Genomic DNA, 17,663 nt, shown 5'->3' with positions numbered 1-17,663 from the left:
TTCTTGACATGAGCATCGCCACGGACATCGACTTCGCACGCATCAACACAGACCTCGGCCGCAACGCCCAGGGCCTTGTGGACTGGGCTACCGGCCTGGGTCAGGCTTCGATCATCACCACCAACTTTCGCCCGTTCGAGGCGGTGATCCTGCACATGGTGACGCGTGCCAGGCCCGATGTTCCCGTGGTCTGGATGGACAACGGCTACAACACCGAGGCCACCTACCGCTTTGCCGACGAAGTGACCAGGCTGCTGGGCCTGGACCTGCACATCTACCTGCCGCGCCGCTCGCGTGCGCACCGCGAGGCGGTGGAAGGTCCGACGCCCGCGCTGGACGACGCGCGCCATGCCGCCTTCACGGCCGAAGTGAAGCTGGAGCCCTTTGCCCGCGCGCTGCGCGAGACGGCACCCAAGGTGTGGTTCACCGCGCTGCGGGCCACCGACACGGCCGTGCGTGCGCAGATGGACCCGGTCAGCGTCAACCCCGACGGCCTGATCAAGGTGGCGCCGCTGCTGCACTGGTCCTCCAAAGACCTGTACGACTACTGCGAAGCGCACGGCCTGCCCAACAACTTCGACTACGTGGACCCGACCAAGGGCGAAGACAACCGCGAGTGCGGCCTGCACATTGCGCACTGAGCGCCAACGCCTCACCCATTCACCGCATTCAGCCCCCTCCCAGATGAACGCCCGTACCGAAACCGACCTGCTGCTGCCGTCCATGCCCTCTCCCGCGCGCCTGTCCAACACGCACCTCGATGCGCTGGAAGAAGAAACCATCTTCATCCTGCGCGAAGTGGCGGCCGCCTTCGAGCGCCCCACCCTGCTGTTCTCGGGCGGCAAGGACTCGCTGGTGCTGCTGAAGTGCGCGGAGAAGGCCTTTGGCGCGGGCCGCATCCCCTACCCGCTGCTGATGATCGACACCGGCCACAACTTTCCTGAAGTGACGGCCTACCGCGACCAGCGCGCCAAGGAGCTGGGCGCCGAGCTGATCGTGCGCAGCGTGGAAGACTCGATGGCGCGCGGCACCGTGCGCCTGGCCCACCCGGGCGAGTCGCGCAACGCGCACCAGTCGGTCACGTTGCTGGAGGCAATTGAAGAATTCCGCTTCGACGCGCTCATTGGCGGCGCCCGCCGCGACGAAGAAAAGGCGCGCGCCAAGGAGCGTATTTTTTCGCACCGCGACAGCTTTGGCCAATGGCAACCCAAAGACCAGCGCCCCGAGCTGTGGACGCTGTTCAACACTCGCCTGGCACCGGGCGAGCATTTTCGGGTGTTCCCCATTTCGAACTGGACCGAGCTCGACGTGTGGCAGTACATCGAGCGCGAGCACGTCGGCCTGCCGTCGATCTACTACACGCACAAGCGTGAAGTGGTCGAGCGCCGCGGCCTGCTGGTGCCGGTGACCGAACTCACGCCGCCGCGCGACGGCGAAACCGTGCAGGTGCGCGACGTGCGCTTTCGCACCGTGGGCGACATCACCACCACCTGCCCGGTGGAAAGCCTGGCGGCCGACGCCGCCGACGTGGTGCTGGAAACGCTCACGGTCGACGTCAGCGAGCGCGGTGCCACGCGCATGGACGACATGACCTCTGAAGCTTCGATGGAAAAACGCAAGAAAGACGGTTACTTCTGATGAGCGCGACGACAGCCACCCCCCATGAACTGGCCGTGCACGGTGACACCGGCACCGCCCTGCGCTTCATAACCTGCGGCTCGGTCGACGACGGCAAGAGCACGCTCATCGGCCGCCTGCTGGTGGACAGCAAGACCGTGCTGCAAGACCAGCTGGCCGGCGTGCAGCGCGGCGGCGAAACCGACCTGGCCCTGCTGACCGACGGCCTCTCGGCCGAGCGCGAGCAGGGCATCACCATCGACGTGGCGTACCGCTACTTCTCGACCGCCAAGCGCAAGTTCATCATCGGCGACGCGCCGGGCCATGAGCAGTACACGCGCAACATGGTCACCGCCGCCTCGGCCGCCGACGCCGCCGTGGTGCTGGTCGACGCCACCAAGCTGGCCTGGGCCGCCGAAGTGGAAGACGGCACCGTGGTGCGGCGCGAGCTGCTGCCGCAAACCCGCCGCCACACCCTGCTGTGCCACCTGCTGCGCGTGCAGTCGATCGTGTTCGCGGTGAACAAGCTCGACGCAATCGCAGACGCGGGGCTGGCCTTCGAACGCATCTCCACCGCGCTGAACGCATTTGCCGAAGCGGCCGGCGTGCAGGTGGCCGCCATCGTGCCGATCTCTGCCCTGAAGGGCTGGAACGTGGCCACGCGCCATGCCGACTGGGTCGGCTACGAAGGCCCCAGTCTGCTCGAACTGCTCGAAGAGCTGCCGGTCACGGCGCAGGACGAGGCCGTGCCCTTCGCCTTCCCCGTGCAGTGGGTCGAAAAGTTCTCAGGCTCCGCCGACACCTCGCAAGGCCGTCGCGTTTTCTGGGGCCGCGTGGCCTCGGGCCATGTGGAGCCGGGCCAGCGCGTGACGGTGCTGCCGAGCAACCAGACCGCCACCGTCGCCCAGGTGCTCAACCACACGCGCCACCCGCAGGCGGTGCATGCGGGCCACAGCGCGGGCATCGTGCTCGACCGCGAGGTCGATGTGTCCCGCGGCGACTGGCTGCTGGCGCCCGAAGCCTTCGAGCCGGTGCGCGAAATTACCGCCACCGTCGCCTGGCTGGACGACGAGCCGCTGGTCGCGGGCCGCGTGTACTGGGCGCTGCAGGGCCACCGCTGGGTCAAGGCCAAGGTGGCGCGCATCATCGACCGGGTGAACATCACCACGCTCGAATCGGAGCCGACCACGCAGCTGGAAGCCAACGCCATCGGCGACGTGGTGCTGGCATTGCAGCAGCCGCTGGCGGTGCTGCCGTTCACGCAATCGCGCGCGCTGGGCTCGCTGGTGCTGGTCGATACCGCCTCGCACCGGACCGCCGCTGCGGTACTTGTGCAGCCTGCCGCCGCAAAGGCCTAAAATCTCGGGTTTTCCCGACCTCACATTGACGTTAAAAAACAAATGACCCACGTCGTCTCCGAAGCCTGCATCCGTTGCAAATACACCGACTGCGTGGACGTTTGCCCCGTCGACTGCTTCCGCGAAGGTCCCAACATGCTGGTGATCGACCCGGACGAGTGCATTGATTGCGCAGTCTGCATTCCCGAATGCCCGGTCAACGCCATCTACGCCGAAGAAGACCTGCCGGCCGACCAGATCGCCTTCATCAAGATCAATGCCGAGCTGGCACTGGCCGATGGCTGGAAGAGCATCACCAAGCGCAAGCCCGCCCTGCCCGAAGCCGAAGAATGGAAAGACAAGACCGACAAGATCGGGGAGTTGATCCGCTGAGCGCCGCCACGGCGCCTGTAGAAACCGACGCGCTCATCGTCGGTGCCGGCCCCGTGGGGCTGTTCCAGGCCTTTCAACTGGGCCTGCTCGAAATTTCCTGCCACATCGTCGACGCACTGCCCGCCGCGGGCGGCCAGTGCGTGGCGCTGTACGGCGACAAGCCGATCTACGACATTCCCGGCACGCCCATGACCAGCGGGCGCGAACTGGCGCAGTCGCTGCTGCAGCAGGTGGCGCCATTCAAGCCGCAGTTTCATTTCGGCGAGCAGGTCGCCACGCTCGCACGCCAGGCCGATGACCGTTTGCTGCTGACCACATCGGCCGGCAAGGCCTTTTTGGCCAAGACCGTGTTCATTGCCGCCGGTGTCGGCGCCTTCGTGCCCAAGCGCATCGTGCTGGACGACATGGCCCGCTTCGAGGGCACGTCGCTCTTCTATCACCCCGATTCGCTGGACCGCTTTGCGGCGCAGACGGTGGTGGTGAATGGCGGCGACGACATTGCGCTGGAAACCGCCATTGCGCTCACGGCCATCGCGAAGCAGGTCACGCTGGTGCACCGCCGCGACGGCTTCCAGGCCAGCGAGGCCCACGTTGCCGCCATGCGTGCCCTGGTGGCCGAGGGCAAGCTGGCCTTCAAGGTCGGCCAGCCCAGCGCCTTCGACGGCAAGCAACTTCAAATCACCACGCCCGACACCACCACGGTCGACCTGCCGCTGGACGCGCTGGTCGCGTGCCTGGGCATCTCGCCGCGCCTGGGGCCCATTGCCGACTGGGGCCTGGAACTGGAGCGCAAGCAGGTGCCGGTGAACACCGAGACCTACCAGACCCGCGAGCGCGGCGTGTTCGCGGTGGGCGACATCAACACCTACCCAGGCAAGAAGAAGCTCATCGTCTGCGGCTTCCACGAGGCCACGCTGGCCGCCTGGGGCGCCACGGCCATCGTGTTCCCCGGCAAGGCCGTGCACCTGCAGTACACGACCACCAGCACGCGGCTGCACGAGCTGCTGGGCGTGTCCCGCGCCGGTTAGCTGGCCCTGGTCAGTCGGTGCCGGGCAGCAAAGCCCGGTGCGCGCCGATGAAGCTGCCGATGGCGGCAACGAAGCGGTCGATGTCCGCGTCCGCCACCGGCAGCGACAGCACCACAAAACCCCGCGGCGAGGCATAGATGCCCTGCTCCAGCAGGTGGAAGAACAGCAGTTGGCGCAGCCGCCCGTCGACACCGGCCAGGTCTTCGGAACGCAGCACCTCGCCCTTGACGAAATGCGCGTTCATCAACGAGCCCAGGCCGGTGAACTGCAGCGCCACGCCCGCCTGCGCGCACAGCGCATCGAGCCGCGCGCGCATCGCCTCCCCGCGCGCCGACAGGGCACCCGCGGCTTCGGGTGGAAACAGCTTGGTGAGCCCCGCATAACCGGCGGCCATCGTCATCACGTTGTTGTTGAACGTGCCCGAGTGCGACAGCGCCCCGGTGCGCGGATCGAACTGCGCCATCACGTCGGCACGCCCGCCGAACGCGCCGAAAGACATGCCCCCGCCGATGTACTTGCCCAGCGTGGTGAGGTCCGAGCGGATGCCCAGCGCGTTGGCCAGGCCGTGCGGCGCCAGGCGCGAGGTCATCACTTCGTCGAACACCAGCAAGGCGCCGACCTGCGTGGCCGACTCGCGCAGCGCCTGCAGAAAATCTGGCCGGCCCGGAATGCAACCGCTCGCGCCCTGCATCGGCTCGGCCAGCACGGCGGCAATCTCGGGGCCGTGTTTTTCGATCTGCTCGCGCGCCGTTTGCGCGTCGTTGTAGGGCAGCACCAGAAAGTCGAACGGCACGGTCGTCGGCAGCGGCTTGGTGCCGAAGCCCAGCACGCCGCCGTGGTAGCCGCCCGAGAACACCACGATCTTGCGGCGCCCCGTGAAATGCAGCGCCGCGGTGAGCGCCATCAGGTTGGCCTCGGTGCCCGAGTTGGTGAAGCGCAGTTGCTCGACCTGCGGAAAGCGCTCGCAGATGAGCCGGGCCAGCCGGCCTTCGAGCAGGTTGTGGCCGGTGAGGTTGATGCCGCCTTGCATCGCCTCAAGCACGGCCTCGCGGATCTCCGGCGCCGAGTGGCCGTACACGCCGGCCGTGTACTCGGCGATGAAGTCGGCATAGCGGTGGCCGTCGGCGTCCCACAGCACGGCGCCCTCGCCGCGGGCGATGGTCAGCGGGAACGGCGCGTAGTACAGCACCGAGCGGCTGTTGGCGCCAGGCATGTAGCGCGCCTGCGCGTCGAACTGGCGGCGGCTGACCGGGTTGCTGTCGGCAAAGCGCTGGTGTGCGTGGGCCAGGGCTTGGTCGATGGCGGTGGTTGTCGTCATGGCAATGGTTCTCTGGGTTGGCATGGATGGCGCGTTGACGGCGCCCCGGCATCGCAATTGATTGATCAGACAGTCAGGGCGTCGTTTGCCGGAGCGCTGCGCCCGATGCGCAACAGCGCGTCCTTCAGCCACAGCACGCCCGCATCGGAGTTGGAGCGCCGGTTCCAGCACACGACCGAGCGGTAGCCCTGCAGCTCGAAAGGCAGCGGGTGTACCGCGAGCAAATGGCGAAAGCGGTCGGCCACGCGCAGCGGCATCACCGCGACGTGGTCGGTCTGCGCCAGCAGGTCGACGATCTGGCCGAAGCTGGTCATGGCCACGCTCATGGTGCGGGTGTGGCCCAGCCGCGCCAGCACCTGGTCGATGAGGTCGTCCAGCGCGGAGCTGCCGTACCCCAGGAACACATGCGGTGATGCGCAAAAGGCCTCCAGCGTGGCTTGTGCGCCCATCGTCGGATGGCCGCTGCGCACCGCGACCACGTAGCGGTCTTCGTACAGCAGCGCCGACTCGCAGTCGCTCGGCGGCTGCAGGCGCGGCAGCACGGCGATGTCGAAGTCGCCCTTGCGCAGGCGCTCCGTCAGCGTAAGGAACGAGCTGGTCTCCCAGTAGATGCGCACGCGCGAGCCGCGCGCCACCAGTTCGTTGGCCAGCGTGGGCAGCAGCAGGTGGCTTGCATAGTCGCCGCCCGAGATGCGAAAGATGCGCTGCGACGCCGTCGCATCGAAGCCCTCGCCGGGCTCCAGCATCGCGGACAGGTCGGCCAGCACGCGCTCCACCTGCCCGGCCAGCGCCTGCGCCCGCGCCGTGGGCTCCACGCCGTGCGCGGTGCGGGTGAACAGCGGATCGTCGAAGGTGTCGCGCAAGCGGTTGAGCGACGCGCTCACCGCCGGCTGGCTCAGGAACAAACGGGTGGCCGCGCGCGACACGCTGCGCTCGCGCATCAAGGCATCGAAGGTCCGCAGCATGCCGACGTCGAGGCTGCGGATATCACGTTGGGCCATATCTCATATCCAAAGCTTCGAATTGCCCAGGAGGCGGGCGGTCCGTATCGTCGAGCGCACAAGTACAACACGACTGGAGACACGATGAATCGGTTCAGACCCTCGACGCACGCGGGCGCCACGCGGCGGCACCTGCTAGGCACGCTAGGCATGCTGGGCGCCGGCCTTGCCGCGATTGCCGCCACGCCGGCCTTCGCGCAGACCGCGCACTTTCCCAGCCGCGTGGTGCGCATCGTTCCCTTCGGCTCGCCCGGCGGGCCGATGGACGTCATCGCGCGCATCTACGCGGAGAAGCTCAAGGTGCGCTGGAACCAGCCCGTGATCGTCGAGGCTCGGCCCGGCGCCAGCGGCACCATCGCCGCGGACGCGGTGGCCAAGGCCGCGCCCGACGGCTACACCGTGCTGCTCACGCTGCCGCTCACGCACATCAACAACGTGGTGCTGCAACCCAAGCTGCCCTACGACCCGGTGAAGGACTTCGAGCCGCTGTCGCAACTGGCCACCGGCGGGCCAATGCTGATTGCACGCGCCTCGGCGCCGTTCTCGAACGTGCGTGAATTCGTGGCCTATGCCAAGGCCCACCCGGGTGTTTCCTACGGCACCTGGGGCAACGGCTCCAACGCGCACCTGTTCGGCGAGCTGCTGGCCCGCCAGACCGGCATCGACCTGGTCCACGTGCCCTACAAGGCCGAGGCCGCCGCGCACAACGACATGTTTGGCGAGGCACTGGGCGTGGCCTGGGCCAATCCGGCCACGGCGCGCGCGCTGGCGCAGTCGGGCCGCATCAAGGTGCTGGGCATCACCGGGCGGCAGCGCGTGCGCTCGATGCCCAACGTGCCCACCTTCACGGAGCAGGGCTTCCAGGGCTTCGACCTCGACAGCTGGATCGGCGTGTACGCGCCGGCAAGAACGCCGCAGCCCGTGCTCGACGAATGGTCGAGCGCGCTGCGCGAGATCACCAGGCTGCCCGACGTGCAGGAGCGCCTGTCCGGCTTCGGGTTCGAACCCCTGGGCAACACGCCGGCCGAGTTCCGGGCCAGCTACAAGGCCGACTTTCCCCGCGTCGCGGACCTGATCAAGGCCGCAGGAGTGACACCCGAATGAGCGCCATCGCACCGCCCTCCCCATCCTCCCCACTTCCCGCAGCCGCGACCACGGACGAGTGGCAGCCCATCGCGTTCGACACCGGAACCGCCTACGGCCGCAAGCCGCCGAGCCACAAGCCCGAGCTGACCGAAGTGGGCGCCGGCACGCCAATGGGCGAACTGCTGCGCCGCTACTGGCACCCCATCGGCCTGGCCGCTGACGCTGGCGACACGCCGCGCCAGGTGCGTGTGCTGGGCGAAGACCTGATCCTGTTCCGCGACAAGAAAGGCCGTGCGGGCCTGGTGCACTGGCGCTGCGCGCACCGCGGCGCGTCGCTCTACTACGGCCGGGTGGAAGAAGAAGGCATCCGCTGCTGCTACCACGGCTGGATGTTCGATGTGCAGGGTCAGTGCGTCGACCAGCCCTGCGAGCCCGACGGCGGCGCGCGCAGCCGCGCCCGGGTGCGCCAGCCCTGGTATCCGGTGCAGGAGCAATACGGCCTGATCTGGGCGTACATGGGCCCCGCCGACAAGAAGCCGGTGTTGCCGCGCTACGAATGCCTGGAGCAGATGGACGAAGGCGAAACCCTGGAGGCCGACGGCAATAGCATCGGCGGCGGCGGCCCGCAGGTCATTCCATGCAACTGGCTGCAGCACTACGAAAACGTGGCCGACCCGTTCCACGTGCCCGTGCTGCACGGCAGCTTCAGCGGCACGCAGTTCGTGGCGCTGATGGGCCAGATGCCCGACGTGAGCTTCGAGAGCACCGACACCGGCGTGAAGATCACCTCGGTTCGCAAGCTGGAAGGCGGCGGCATCTTCCGCCGCGTGGCGGGCCCCGTGCTGCCCACGTTGCGCGTGGTGCCCAACCCGCGAGTGGCCGCCTACGGGCGCGTGGAATCCATCGGCTGGGTGCTGCCGATCGACGACCACAGCTTTCGCATCTACACCGCGGGCCGCGTGAAGACACCGGGTGACCTGGCGCGCGTGCGCTCGCGGTTGAACGGCAAGCTGTGGGAAGAACTGAGCGAGGCCGAACACCGCAGCTTTCCGGGCGACTACGAAGCGCAGGTGAGCCAGGGCGCCATCACGTCGCATTCGGAAGAGCACCTGGCCACGTCGGACCGCGGCATCGTCATGCTGCGCCGGCTGCTGCAGCGCCAGCTCGACGCGCTGCGCGAAGGCCGCGACCCGGCCGGCGTGAGCTTCGACCCTGAAGCGCCGCCCGTGCAGTTCGAGGCCGGCAACTTTCTCGTGAGCGAATGAGCACTGTGCTCACGGTGCGGGTTGCGCGCAAAACGGTGGAGGCCGAGGGTGTGGCGGGCTTTCGCCTGGTGGCGGCCGACGGTGCGCGCCTGCCGGCTTTCACGGCAGGCGCGCACATCGACGTGGCGCTGCCTGGCGGGCTGGTGCGCCAGTACTCGCTGTGCAACGCATCGGCACAGGCGGACCATTACGAGATCGGCGTGCTGCGCGACCCGGCTTCGCGCGGCGGCTCGCAGGCCCTGCACGACGCGGTGCATGAAGGCGAGGTGCTGCGGATCAGCCCGCCGCGCAACCACTTTCCCCTGGACGAAAGCGCCACGCACAGCCTGCTGCTGGCAGGCGGCATCGGCGTGACGCCGCTGCTGTCGATGGCGCAGCGCCTGCACGCGCTGCAGGCGGACTTCTCGCTGCACTGCTGCAGCCGCACGGCCGCGCGCGCGCCCTACCGGCGGCGGCTCGAAGGCGGCGCGTTCGCGCACAAGGTGTTCTTCCATCACGACGACGACGCAGTGGCGCAGCGCATCGACCTGGCGGCGACCATCGGCGCACCGGCCCCTGGAAAACATCTGTACGTGTGCGGTCCCACGGGCTTTATCGATGCGGTGCGCGCAACCGCGCATGCCCTGCACTGGCCGGATGCGCGGGTGCATGTCGAATACTTCGCCGGCGCCATGGCGCCGGCCGATGGACAAGGCAGCTTCGAGGTCGAACTGCGCAGTTGCGGCCGCGTCATTCGTGTCGCTGAGTCGGTCAGCGTGGTCGACGCACTCGCGGCGGAAGGCATCGACATTCCGGTGTCGTGCGCGCAAGGCGTCTGCGGCACCTGCCTCACCCGGGTGCTGGCGGGCGATGTCGCGCACAACGACCTCTACCTCACGCCCGCCGAGCAGGCGGCCAACGACCAGTTCCTGCCCTGCTGCTCGCGAGCCCGTTCACCCCGGCTGGTGCTCGACCTCTAGCAGCTCGTACAGCACCATGCGCGTCTGCCGGCCGCGCAGTTCGGCCAGCTCCTCGATGCGCCGGGTGGCAAGCCGGCCGCCCAGCCCCTCGAAGGTGGCCTGCGAGATCAGCGTGCGCGTGCCCAGCTCTTTGTTGGCGCCCTCGATGCGGCTGGCCACGTTGATCACGTCGCCCACGGCGGTGTACGACAGCCGGTCGCTCGAGCCCAGCACGCCCGCAATCGCCATGCCTGTATGAATGCCGATGCGCGTGCGAAATTCGCGCATGCCTTCGGCGCGCCACCTGGCATTGAGTTCGTTCATCTCGAAGTGCAACGCCAGCGCCGCGGTGCAGGCGCGGTACTCGGCGTCGTCCAGATCAGACGGCGCACCCCACAGCACCATGATGCCGTCGCCCATGAACTTGTCGACCACGCCGCCATGCCGCGCAAAGATGCGGGCCGCCAGGTTGAAGTACTCGGTCAGTTGCTTCACCAGCACGTCGGCGGGGAGCGACTCCGAGATGGACGTGAAGCCTTCCACGTCGGTGAACATCGCCGTGATGCGCCGCGGCGATCCGCTGGGCGCGAGCGCATGGCCCTCGGCAATGAGTTGCTTGATGACGTCCACCGGCACGAACTTGCTGAAGGCCTTCAGGCTGCGCGCGGATTCGTCCAGCGCCTGGTTGAGGTGCTGGATCTCCAGCACCCGGCTCGACGCGAGCGGCAGGTTGTCCAGCTCCAGCCGGCCGATGCGGCGCGCCACGCGCGAGAGGTTTTCGATGGGCTGGGTCACCAGCTTGGACAGCCGCAACGCGATGAACAGCGCCACCGCCAGAAAGCTCAGCGTGAGCACCAGGGCCCAGGCCACCGTGCGCTGCAGGTCGCCCAGCAGCAGGTCTTCAGGCTCCCAGCTCACGAGCTGCCATTGGGTGGACGGAATGTGCGAGGTCTGCACCAGGTAGCGGCGGCCTTCCTGGGTGATGGAAAACGCCATGTCGTCCACAGCGCTGTGCGTGCCCGCCGCAAGCATGTGGGCGTGCAGCGCGCCGAGCACGCCGCTGTCGGGCGACTGCATCTGGCGCACCGGGTCGGGGTGGTCGCCGCGCGCCAGCACATGGTGGTCGGCGCTGAGCAAGGCGCTGTCGCCGTGGCCGAGCTCGCCGAAGATGCGCACGAGCTTCGAGAGGTGCCCTAGCGACACGTTGGCCGCCACCACCATGTGCTGCGTGCGGCCTTCGTCGTCCAGCCGTGCGGCGGGCAATGCGTGGCTGATGGCCAGCTCCTGCGCGGACGCGGAGACGAAGGGCGCGGTCCAGATCGAGGCCTTGGCTTTCAGGGCGGCCACGAACCAGGGGCGCCGCGTGGGGTCGTAGTCGCTGCGGTAGGCGGTGACGTTGGTCGTGGCAAAGCGCTGCTTCGGGTCGCCGCCTTCGGAGTCGGGCGAGCGTTTGTATTGCCAGGTCTCGGTGCTGAACGCGGGGCCGCGCAACACCTGGCGCACGGAAGGCGCCGGGTAGCGCATGGCCGTGACCAGGTGGCCGTCGTCGGTGGCCACGTTGAGGCTGTCGATCTCGGGGGTCTGCTCCAGCAGGGTCCACAGCATCTCGGCGGTCTGCTCGCCGTCTTCCCCCGCAGCGTGCAGGCTGGGCGAATCGCCGATGGCGCGAATGACCGCCTCGCTCTTGGCGAGGAAGGCGAGCACGTTGTCTTCGACGCGGTCGTGATTGATCTTGTGCGCGGCGGTGCCCACCTTGGACACCAGCCGCTCGACCGCCCAGTAGCCCAGCGCGACCAGCAGCAGCGACTGCACGAGTGCGACGGCGCAGATGATGGTGCCGACGTCGACGCGGAAACGGCGCATGCGGCTGCGCGTGGAATCGTCTGCCATGCTGTTCCCCTTCGCGTACCGGCCGGCACGCGCCCTCTTCGTGTCTTCTTGTCGTCTCCCCCGGGGCAATTCTCCGCCGACTTGGGGCTGCCACGAACGGGGTTGCCCCTGCAACGGCGCATCCGCTGTTGCGGCTGCCCGACAGCGGATAAACTCCGCCCTGCGCCGTGGACCACCACGGTGCACTTGCTAGGGGTGCTGGGCTGCTTGCGGTTCGGCTGAGAAAGTCCCTTTGAACCTGATTGAGGTAATCCTCGCGCAGGGAAGCTGGTCCGGTGGCCTCTCATGCTCGCTCACGTTCTCTCGCGTGACGGCCGCGCCACCCGGGCCCCGCCCACCTGCCAAACCTTTTGCACGGGAGCAAAACGGATGGCACATGAAGACAACAACGAGGCACTGACACCGCTGCCCGCGTCGCAGCGCGTGTTCGGCTGGCACGACCACGCCTCGCTCTGGTTCAGCCTGGGCGTGGGCCTGCTGGTGATGCAGATCGGCGCCTACCTGGTGCCTGCGGTGGGCACGCGCGACGCGGCCATTGCCATCGTGCTGGGCTCGTGCCTGGCCGCGGGCCTGCTGGCGTGGACCGCCCGGCTGGGCTGCGAAAGCGGCCTGGCCAGCGCCGGCCTGATGCATGCGACCTACGGCAGTGCTTTCGCGCGGCTGCCGGTGCTGCTGAACATCGTGCAGCTGGTGGGCTGGACCACCTTCGAGCTGGTCATCATGCGCGAAGGCACTCAGGCCATCGGGCAGTCGGCGTTCGGCCCGTCGCTGGGCACCACATGGGGCGGCGTGCTGACCACGCTGCTGTGGGGCGCGGTGCTGCTGGCGCTGCTCGCGGGTTCCATGGTGACGCTGGTGCGCCGCTTCGTGAGCCGCTTCGGCCTGCCGCTGGTGGTGCTGTCGCTGCTGTGGCTCAGCTGGCAGTTTGCAACCCGCCTGCACGCCAAGGGCCTGGACGCCTTCTGGGCCCGGCCGGGCGACGGCAGCATGGGGCTGTTCAGCGCGCTCGATCTGGTGATTGCCATGCCCGTGTCGTGGCTGCCGCTGGTGGCCGACTACGCGCGGCACGGCAAGCGCAATGCCGTCGGCAAGAGCGGCCTGGGCAGCGCCTTCAGCGGCACATGGATCGGCTATGCGCTGGCCAACGTGTGGTGCTACGCACTGGGGGTGATGGTGGTGAGCGTGGCCGAACCCGGCACCACGCTGGTCATGGCACTGCTGCTGGCGCAAGGCGGGCTGGTGGCGCTGGGCCTGATCCTGGTCGACGAGCTCGACAACGCTTACGGCGACGTGTACTCGGGCTCGGTCTCCACGCACAGCCTGCTGCCGCGCTGGAGCGTGAAGCGCTGGGGCCTGCTGCTGGCCGCGCTGTGCATCGCCCTGGCGCTGGTGCTGCCCATGCACACGCTGGAGCCCTTCCTGCTGATGTTGAGCTCTGTGTTCGTGCCGTTGTACGGCGTGATCATCGGGCGACTGGGCAGCGGGCAAGCGGTGTCGCTGGCGGACGCGCGCAAGGTCGACGTGGTGGCCGCGCTGATCTGGATAGCGGGCATCGCCGCCTACCACGCGCTCGCCCAGTGGGCGCCGCAGTTCGGCTCTGCCTTGCCTACGCTGGCTGCAACCTTCATGCTCGCTTGGCTCAGCCGCCCCAGGCGGACGGCTACAACGGCAGGCGGTGCGTCGGCACTGGCGCAAAGCCGTGGTTGAGCGGGCCATGACCACCGCCAACAAGCACATCGGCCCCGGCCGCCATGGCACCCAGGATGTACGCACGCGCGCGCTCGACCGCCTCGGCCAGCGTGGCGCCCAGCGCCAGGTGCGCGGCAATGGCGGAGGACAGCGTGCAGCCCGTGCCGTGCAGGTTGCGGCTGGCGATGCGCCGGGACGCCAGCCGTGTGCGCTGGCCGTTTGCCTGCAGGAGCACATCGACCACATCGTCGCCGGGCAGATGGCCGCCCTTGAGCAGCACGCCCTTCGCGCCGAGCGCGAGCAGCTCGTCGGCCGCGCCATCGAGCGCCTCGATGCCGTCGATGCCATGGCCAATCAGCAAGGCCGCCTCGTCCAGGTTGGGCGTGACGACCACCGCGCGCGGGAACAACTCGCGCACCAGCACCTGCACCGTCTCGGCGGCAATGAGCCGGTCGCCGCTGGTGGCGACCATCACCGGGTCGAGCACCACGTTCTTCAGCTGGTAGTGGTCTATGGCCCAGGCCACCACCTCGACCACCTCGGGGGCGTGCAGCATGCCGAGCTTGACGGCGTCGACGCCGATGTCTTCCACCACGGCCTGGATCTGCGCTTTCAAGAAAGCCGGCGGCACACCGTGGATGCCCGATACGCCGCGCGTGTTCTGCGCGGTGAGCGCGGTGATGGCCGTCATGCCGTAGCAGCCGAGGGCGGCGAAGGTCTTCAGGTCGGCCTGAATGCCGGCGCCGCCGCCGCTGTCGGAGCCGGCGATGGAGAGCACGCGTGCGTAGCGCTGGGTGGGTGCTTGGGTCATGTCGAAAATTATCGGCGACTGTCTTTGTCTTGCTCTCGCCCCTCGCGAGGGAGGGCCAGGGCGGGGGCGCGCGGCGCTCGCGTTAGGCGCTCTGCCTGCCCCCATCCCAGCCTTCCCCCAGAGGGGGAAGGAGCAAGACCATGAGCGTGCCTTTTCAATCGGCCGCCATTCTGGGTGCCGGCCTCATGGGCCGGCTGCTGGCGGTGACCCTTGCGCGGCAGGGCTGCAAGGTCGATCTCTTCGAAGCAGGCAGCCCCGAAGCCGAGGGCGCGGCAGCGCGCGTGGCTGCCGCCATGCTCGCGCCGCTGGCCGAGTCCGCCGTGGCGCCGGTGTCGGTCGTTCGCATGGGGCATCACGCGCTGTCGCGCTGGCCTGCGCTGCTCGCGCCGCTGGCGCAGCCCGTGTTCTTTCAGCGCGAAGGCACGCTGGTGCTCTGGCACCGGCAAGACGCGGCCGAAGCACACCGGCTGGCGCGCGTGCTCGCGGCCACCGGCACGCAGGTGCCCGAACTCGCGCCGATGCAATCGCTCGACGGTCAGGCCATCGCCACGCTGGAGCCTTCGCTGGGCCAGCGCTTTGCGCAAGGCCTGTTCCTGCCGGGCGAAGGCCAGCTCGACAACCGCGCGCTGCTCGCCTCGTTGCATGCCACGCTGCAGGCCCACGCCAACGTCACGCTGCACTGGCAATCGCCACGCGCCCCTGCCGACTTCGCGCCGGGCACCGCCGGCCAGCCCGACTGGGTGATCGACTGCCGCGGCCTCGGCGCCAAGCCCCAATGGAGCGCGCTGCGCGGCGTGCGCGGCGAGGTGATCCGCGTGCACGCACCCGACGTGAGCCTGCAGCGCCCCACCCGCCTCGTGCATCCGCGCTACCCGCTCTACATCGCGCCCAAGCCCGACCACCTGTTCGTGATCGGCGCGACAGAGATCGAGTCGGACGACATGTCGCCCGCCAGCGTGCGCTCCACGCTCGAGCTGTTGAGCGCCGCCTATGCGGTGCACAGCGGCTTTGCAGAGGCACGCATCGTGGAAATTGCCACGCAGTGCCGGCCGACATTGCCCGACAACCTGCCCGCCATTCGCCGACCGCAGCCGCGCGTGCTGCAGATCAACGGCCTGTACCGCCATGGTTTCATGATCGCGCCCGCCATGCTCGACGTGGCGATGGAGCTGCTCACCACCGGCCACTCCGCCCTGGCGCGCGGCTTCGGCATGGAGACCGCCGACACATGACGATGAACATTCTGATCAACGACAAGCCCTTTGCATTGCCCGAGCAAGCCACGCTCACCGACGCACTGGCCGTGCTGAACGCCACACCGCCGTTTGCGGTGGCGGTGAACCGCGAGTTTGTGCCGCGCTCGGCCTATGCCGCGCGCGTGCTGCAAAGCGACGACCGCATCGAAGTGATTCGCCCCGTCACGGGCGGCTGAACGATGGAGACACAACACATGACCCCGAACGACCCGCTGGTGCCGAATGACCCGCTCGTGCCAAGCGACCCGCTGCTGCTCTACGGCGAAACCTTCCAGAGCCGCCTGCTGCTGGGCACCGCGCGCTACCCCTCGCCCGACCTGCTAGAAGCCGCGGTGAAGCGCGCCAAGCCCGCGATGCTCACCGCCTCGCTGCGCCGCCAGACCGCCAGCCAGGGCTCGGGCAACAGCGACGTCGGCAACGGCTTCTGGGAGCTGCTGCGCAACCTGAAGGTGCCGGTGCTGCCCAACACCGCCGGCTGCCACAGCGTGCAGGAGGTGGTCGCCACCGCGCAGATGGCGCGTGAGCTGTTCGACACACCGTGGATCAAGCTGGAGCTGATCGGCGACGACTACACGCTGCAGCCCGACACGCTGAACCTGGTCGACGCCGCCTCGCAGCTGATTCGCGACGGCTTCAAGGTGCTTCCCTATTGCACCGAAGACCTGGTGCTGTGCCAGCGGCTGGTCGACATCGGCTGCCAGGCCGTCATGCCCTGGGCCGCGCCCATCGGCACCGGTCGTGGCCCTGTCAACCCCTATGCATTGCAGGTGCTGCGCGACCGGCTCAAGGTACCGATGCTGGTCGACGCGGGCCTGGGGCTGCCGTCGCATGCCTGCCAGGTGATGGAGTGGGGCTACGACGGCGTGCTGCTCAACACGGCAGTGGCGCTGGCGCAAGACCCGGTCGCCATGGCCGGTGCCTTCGCCGACGCGGTGCAGGCCGGCCGCACGGCCTACCGGGCCGGCGCCATGGCCGCGCAAGATGCGGCGCAGGCAAGCACGCCGGTGCTGGGCACGCCCTTCTGGCACCACGCACCATGAGCAACGCACACGACACGCTCGCCGCCGGCGGTGCACACAAGGCAGGCGATGCACACGACGCCGGGTCCATCGCGCAGGCCATCGTCGCGGCCCACGGGCTGCGCTTCGGCGCCATCACTTCGGCGCCCATCAGCGCGCCCAGGTTCTCTTCGGACGACACGGTGTACCGCGGCGCCAAGCGGGCCTGCACCGCGCTCGGCTTCATCGAGATCGACGCCGAATGCCTGGCCCTGGCCTGGCGCGCGCAGACGCAACGCCTGAGCCATTTCGACGCCACGCTGTGGCCCGACGCGCCGCAAGATTTCGGCCTTCGGCCCTTTCCTCCCACCGCGCGCGAAGACGCCTTCCCGCCCTGCCCCGAACGCCTGGGCCTTTACGCGGTGCTGCCCGACGCGCAATGGGTCGGCCGCATGGCGCGCGCCGGCGTGCCGACGGTGCAATTGCGCTTCAAGTCCGACGATGCCGCGGCGGTCGAGCGCGAGGTGCAGGCCGCCGTCGACGCGGTGCAAGGCACTGGCGCGCTGCTCTTTGTCAACGACCACTGGCGCATTGCCATTGCGGCCGGCGCCTATGGCATTCATCTGGGCCAGGAAGACCTCGACGCGCTCACGCCCGATGAACTGGCGCAACTGCGCACCAGCGGTCTGCGGCTGGGCGTCAGCACGCACGGCTATGCAGAGATGGTTCGTGCCGACAAGGTCAGCCCGAGCTACATCGCGATGGGCGCGGTGTACCCGACCACGCTCAAGCGCATGGCGACCGCGCCGCAGGGCGTGGCCCGGCTCGGCGCCTACGCGCGCCTGCTGCGCGGCTACCCGCAGGTGGGCATCGGCGGCATCGACGCCGTGCGCCTGCCCGAGGTGCTGGCCACCGGCGTCGGCTCGGTCGCCGTGGTGCGCGCGCTGGTCGCAGCCGAAGACCCCGAGGCCACGGCCGCGCAATGGATGGCGGCCATGGCTGCTGCCGCCCGCAACTGAACACAATGAACCAAGCT

Annotated in this window: 17 protein-coding genes and 1 riboswitch; of the genes, 13 read left to right on the top strand and 4 right to left on the bottom strand. The window is 68.7% G+C overall.

Features of this window, described 5'->3' with window-relative positions:
* The first annotated feature begins 8 nt into the window (after positions 1-8).
* The 5 genes from VLK31_RS11120 to VLK31_RS11100 are packed head-to-tail and all read left to right on the top strand — an operon-like array spanning position 9 to position 4,375.
* Positions 9-641: a phosphoadenosine phosphosulfate reductase family protein gene (locus VLK31_RS11120; protein WP_409168452.1), complete on the top strand. Its 633-nt coding sequence runs from the start codon at positions 9-11 to the stop codon at positions 639-641.
* A 43-nt stretch (positions 642-684) separates the two neighbouring features.
* On the top strand, positions 685-1,638 hold the full coding sequence (gene cysD / locus VLK31_RS11115) for a sulfate adenylyltransferase subunit CysD (protein ID WP_409168451.1): 954 nt from the start codon (positions 685-687) through the stop codon (positions 1,636-1,638).
* A complete protein-coding gene (locus VLK31_RS11110; protein WP_409168450.1) occupies positions 1,638-2,975 on the top strand; it encodes a sulfate adenylyltransferase subunit 1 in 1,338 nt (445 codons plus the stop codon). The genes cysD and VLK31_RS11110 overlap by 1 nt, the downstream gene beginning before the upstream one ends.
* 42 nt (positions 2,976-3,017) lie before the next feature.
* Positions 3,018-3,347, top strand: a complete 330-nt coding sequence (gene fdxA, locus VLK31_RS11105; RefSeq protein WP_409168449.1) for a ferredoxin FdxA — start codon at positions 3,018-3,020, stop codon at positions 3,345-3,347.
* Positions 3,305-4,375, top strand: a complete 1,071-nt coding sequence (locus tag VLK31_RS11100; RefSeq protein ID WP_409168448.1) for an NAD(P)/FAD-dependent oxidoreductase — start codon at positions 3,305-3,307, stop codon at positions 4,373-4,375. The genes fdxA and VLK31_RS11100 overlap by 43 nt, the downstream gene beginning before the upstream one ends.
* Positions 4,376-4,385: 10 nt before the next feature.
* On the opposite strand, the gene VLK31_RS11095 is transcribed toward VLK31_RS11100, so the two are convergent.
* Both VLK31_RS11095 and VLK31_RS11090 read right to left on the bottom strand, forming a co-directional pair.
* Positions 4,386-5,693, bottom strand: coding sequence for an aspartate aminotransferase family protein (locus VLK31_RS11095; protein WP_409168447.1), 1,308 nt, complete (start codon positions 5,691-5,693; stop codon positions 4,386-4,388).
* Positions 5,694-5,758: 65 nt separating this feature from the next.
* On the bottom strand, positions 5,759-6,694 hold the full coding sequence (locus VLK31_RS11090) for a LysR family transcriptional regulator (protein ID WP_409168446.1): 936 nt from the start codon (positions 6,692-6,694) through the stop codon (positions 5,759-5,761).
* 84 nt (positions 6,695-6,778) lie between these two features.
* Here VLK31_RS11090 and VLK31_RS11085 point away from each other — a divergent pair, with 84 nt between their 5' ends.
* Genes VLK31_RS11085 through VLK31_RS11075 form a run of 3 tightly spaced genes read left to right on the top strand, consistent with a single transcriptional unit; the run spans position 6,779 to position 10,004 of the window.
* Positions 6,779-7,798, top strand: coding sequence for a Bug family tripartite tricarboxylate transporter substrate binding protein (locus VLK31_RS11085; protein ID WP_409168445.1), 1,020 nt, complete (start codon positions 6,779-6,781; stop codon positions 7,796-7,798).
* Positions 7,795-9,045: a Rieske 2Fe-2S domain-containing protein gene (locus tag VLK31_RS11080; protein ID WP_409168444.1), complete on the top strand. Its 1,251-nt coding sequence runs from the start codon at positions 7,795-7,797 to the stop codon at positions 9,043-9,045. Before VLK31_RS11085 ends, VLK31_RS11080 begins: the two co-directional genes overlap by 4 nt.
* Positions 9,042-10,004: a PDR/VanB family oxidoreductase gene (locus VLK31_RS11075; RefSeq protein ID WP_409168443.1), complete on the top strand. Its 963-nt coding sequence runs from the start codon at positions 9,042-9,044 to the stop codon at positions 10,002-10,004. Before VLK31_RS11080 ends, VLK31_RS11075 begins: the two co-directional genes overlap by 4 nt.
* On the opposite strand, the gene VLK31_RS11070 is transcribed toward VLK31_RS11075, so the two are convergent.
* On the bottom strand, positions 9,978-11,873 hold the full coding sequence (locus tag VLK31_RS11070) for an adenylate/guanylate cyclase domain-containing protein (protein WP_409168442.1): 1,896 nt from the start codon (positions 11,871-11,873) through the stop codon (positions 9,978-9,980). The genes VLK31_RS11075 and VLK31_RS11070 overlap by 27 nt on opposite strands.
* Before the next feature lie 181 nt (positions 11,874-12,054).
* Positions 12,055-12,155, top strand: a riboswitch (TPP riboswitch).
* A gap of 87 nt (positions 12,156-12,242) precedes the next feature.
* On the opposite strand from VLK31_RS11070, the gene VLK31_RS11065 reads away from it, so the two are divergent.
* On the top strand, positions 12,243-13,580 hold the full coding sequence (locus tag VLK31_RS11065) for a purine-cytosine permease family protein (RefSeq protein ID WP_409168441.1): 1,338 nt from the start codon (positions 12,243-12,245) through the stop codon (positions 13,578-13,580).
* Here the strand turns inward: VLK31_RS11065 and thiD are convergent.
* Positions 13,534-14,373: a bifunctional hydroxymethylpyrimidine kinase/phosphomethylpyrimidine kinase gene (thiD, locus tag VLK31_RS11060; protein ID WP_409168440.1), complete on the bottom strand. Its 840-nt coding sequence runs from the start codon at positions 14,371-14,373 to the stop codon at positions 13,534-13,536. The genes VLK31_RS11065 and thiD overlap by 47 nt on opposite strands.
* 140 nt (positions 14,374-14,513) lie before the next feature.
* Between thiD and VLK31_RS11055 the strand changes: the two genes are divergently transcribed.
* Genes VLK31_RS11055 through VLK31_RS11040 form a run of 4 tightly spaced genes read left to right on the top strand, consistent with a single transcriptional unit; the run spans position 14,514 to position 17,646 of the window.
* On the top strand, positions 14,514-15,605 hold the full coding sequence (locus VLK31_RS11055; protein WP_409168439.1) for an FAD-dependent oxidoreductase: 1,092 nt from the start codon (positions 14,514-14,516) through the stop codon (positions 15,603-15,605).
* Positions 15,602-15,805: a sulfur carrier protein ThiS gene (gene thiS / locus VLK31_RS11050; RefSeq protein WP_409168438.1), complete on the top strand. Its 204-nt coding sequence runs from the start codon at positions 15,602-15,604 to the stop codon at positions 15,803-15,805. The genes VLK31_RS11055 and thiS overlap by 4 nt, the downstream gene beginning before the upstream one ends.
* A gap of 18 nt (positions 15,806-15,823) precedes the next feature.
* Complete coding sequence (locus VLK31_RS11045) at positions 15,824-16,669, top strand: thiazole synthase (RefSeq protein ID WP_409168437.1); 846 nt, start codon at positions 15,824-15,826, stop codon at positions 16,667-16,669.
* Positions 16,666-17,646 (top strand): thiamine phosphate synthase, encoded by a 981-nt coding sequence (locus VLK31_RS11040; protein ID WP_409168436.1) that lies wholly within the window; start codon positions 16,666-16,668, stop codon positions 17,644-17,646. The genes VLK31_RS11045 and VLK31_RS11040 overlap by 4 nt, the downstream gene beginning before the upstream one ends.
* Positions 17,647-17,663 lie beyond the last annotated feature (17 nt).

Source organism: Variovorax sp. H27-G14 (assembly GCF_046156345.1).
Lineage (GTDB): Bacteria > Pseudomonadota > Gammaproteobacteria > Burkholderiales > Burkholderiaceae_C > Variovorax.
Note: the sequence above shows the minus strand (reverse complement) of the source record. Positions and strands in the feature narration are given on the sequence as shown.

Coding starts and splice junctions, on each gene's coding strand:
- VLK31_RS11100 (WP_409168448.1), top strand. CDS start 3,305: ATGGAAAGACAAGACCGACAAGATCGGGGAGTTGATCCGCTGAGCGCC.
- VLK31_RS11080 (WP_409168444.1), top strand. CDS start 7,795: ATGAGCGCCATCGCACCGCCCTCCCCATCCTCCCCACTTCCCGCAGCC.
- VLK31_RS11090 (WP_409168446.1), bottom strand. CDS start 6,694: ATGGCCCAACGTGATATCCGCAGCCTCGACGTCGGCATGCTGCGGACC.
- VLK31_RS11065 (WP_409168441.1), top strand. CDS start 12,243: ATGGCACATGAAGACAACAACGAGGCACTGACACCGCTGCCCGCGTCG.
- VLK31_RS11070 (WP_409168442.1), bottom strand. CDS start 11,873: ATGGCAGACGATTCCACGCGCAGCCGCATGCGCCGTTTCCGCGTCGAC.
- VLK31_RS11075 (WP_409168443.1), top strand. CDS start 9,042: ATGAGCACTGTGCTCACGGTGCGGGTTGCGCGCAAAACGGTGGAGGCC.
- fdxA (WP_409168449.1), top strand. CDS start 3,018: ATGACCCACGTCGTCTCCGAAGCCTGCATCCGTTGCAAATACACCGAC.
- VLK31_RS11120 (WP_409168452.1), top strand. CDS start 9: ATGAGCATCGCCACGGACATCGACTTCGCACGCATCAACACAGACCTC.
- thiD (WP_409168440.1), bottom strand. CDS start 14,373: ATGACCCAAGCACCCACCCAGCGCTACGCACGCGTGCTCTCCATCGCC.
- VLK31_RS11055 (WP_409168439.1), top strand. CDS start 14,514: ATGAGCGTGCCTTTTCAATCGGCCGCCATTCTGGGTGCCGGCCTCATG.
- VLK31_RS11045 (WP_409168437.1), top strand. CDS start 15,824: ATGACCCCGAACGACCCGCTGGTGCCGAATGACCCGCTCGTGCCAAGC.
- VLK31_RS11085 (WP_409168445.1), top strand. CDS start 6,779: ATGAATCGGTTCAGACCCTCGACGCACGCGGGCGCCACGCGGCGGCAC.
- thiS (WP_409168438.1), top strand. CDS start 15,602: ATGACGATGAACATTCTGATCAACGACAAGCCCTTTGCATTGCCCGAG.
- VLK31_RS11095 (WP_409168447.1), bottom strand. CDS start 5,693: ATGACGACAACCACCGCCATCGACCAAGCCCTGGCCCACGCACACCAG.
- VLK31_RS11110 (WP_409168450.1), top strand. CDS start 1,638: ATGAGCGCGACGACAGCCACCCCCCATGAACTGGCCGTGCACGGTGAC.
- VLK31_RS11040 (WP_409168436.1), top strand. CDS start 16,666: ATGAGCAACGCACACGACACGCTCGCCGCCGGCGGTGCACACAAGGCA.
- cysD (WP_409168451.1), top strand. CDS start 685: ATGAACGCCCGTACCGAAACCGACCTGCTGCTGCCGTCCATGCCCTCT.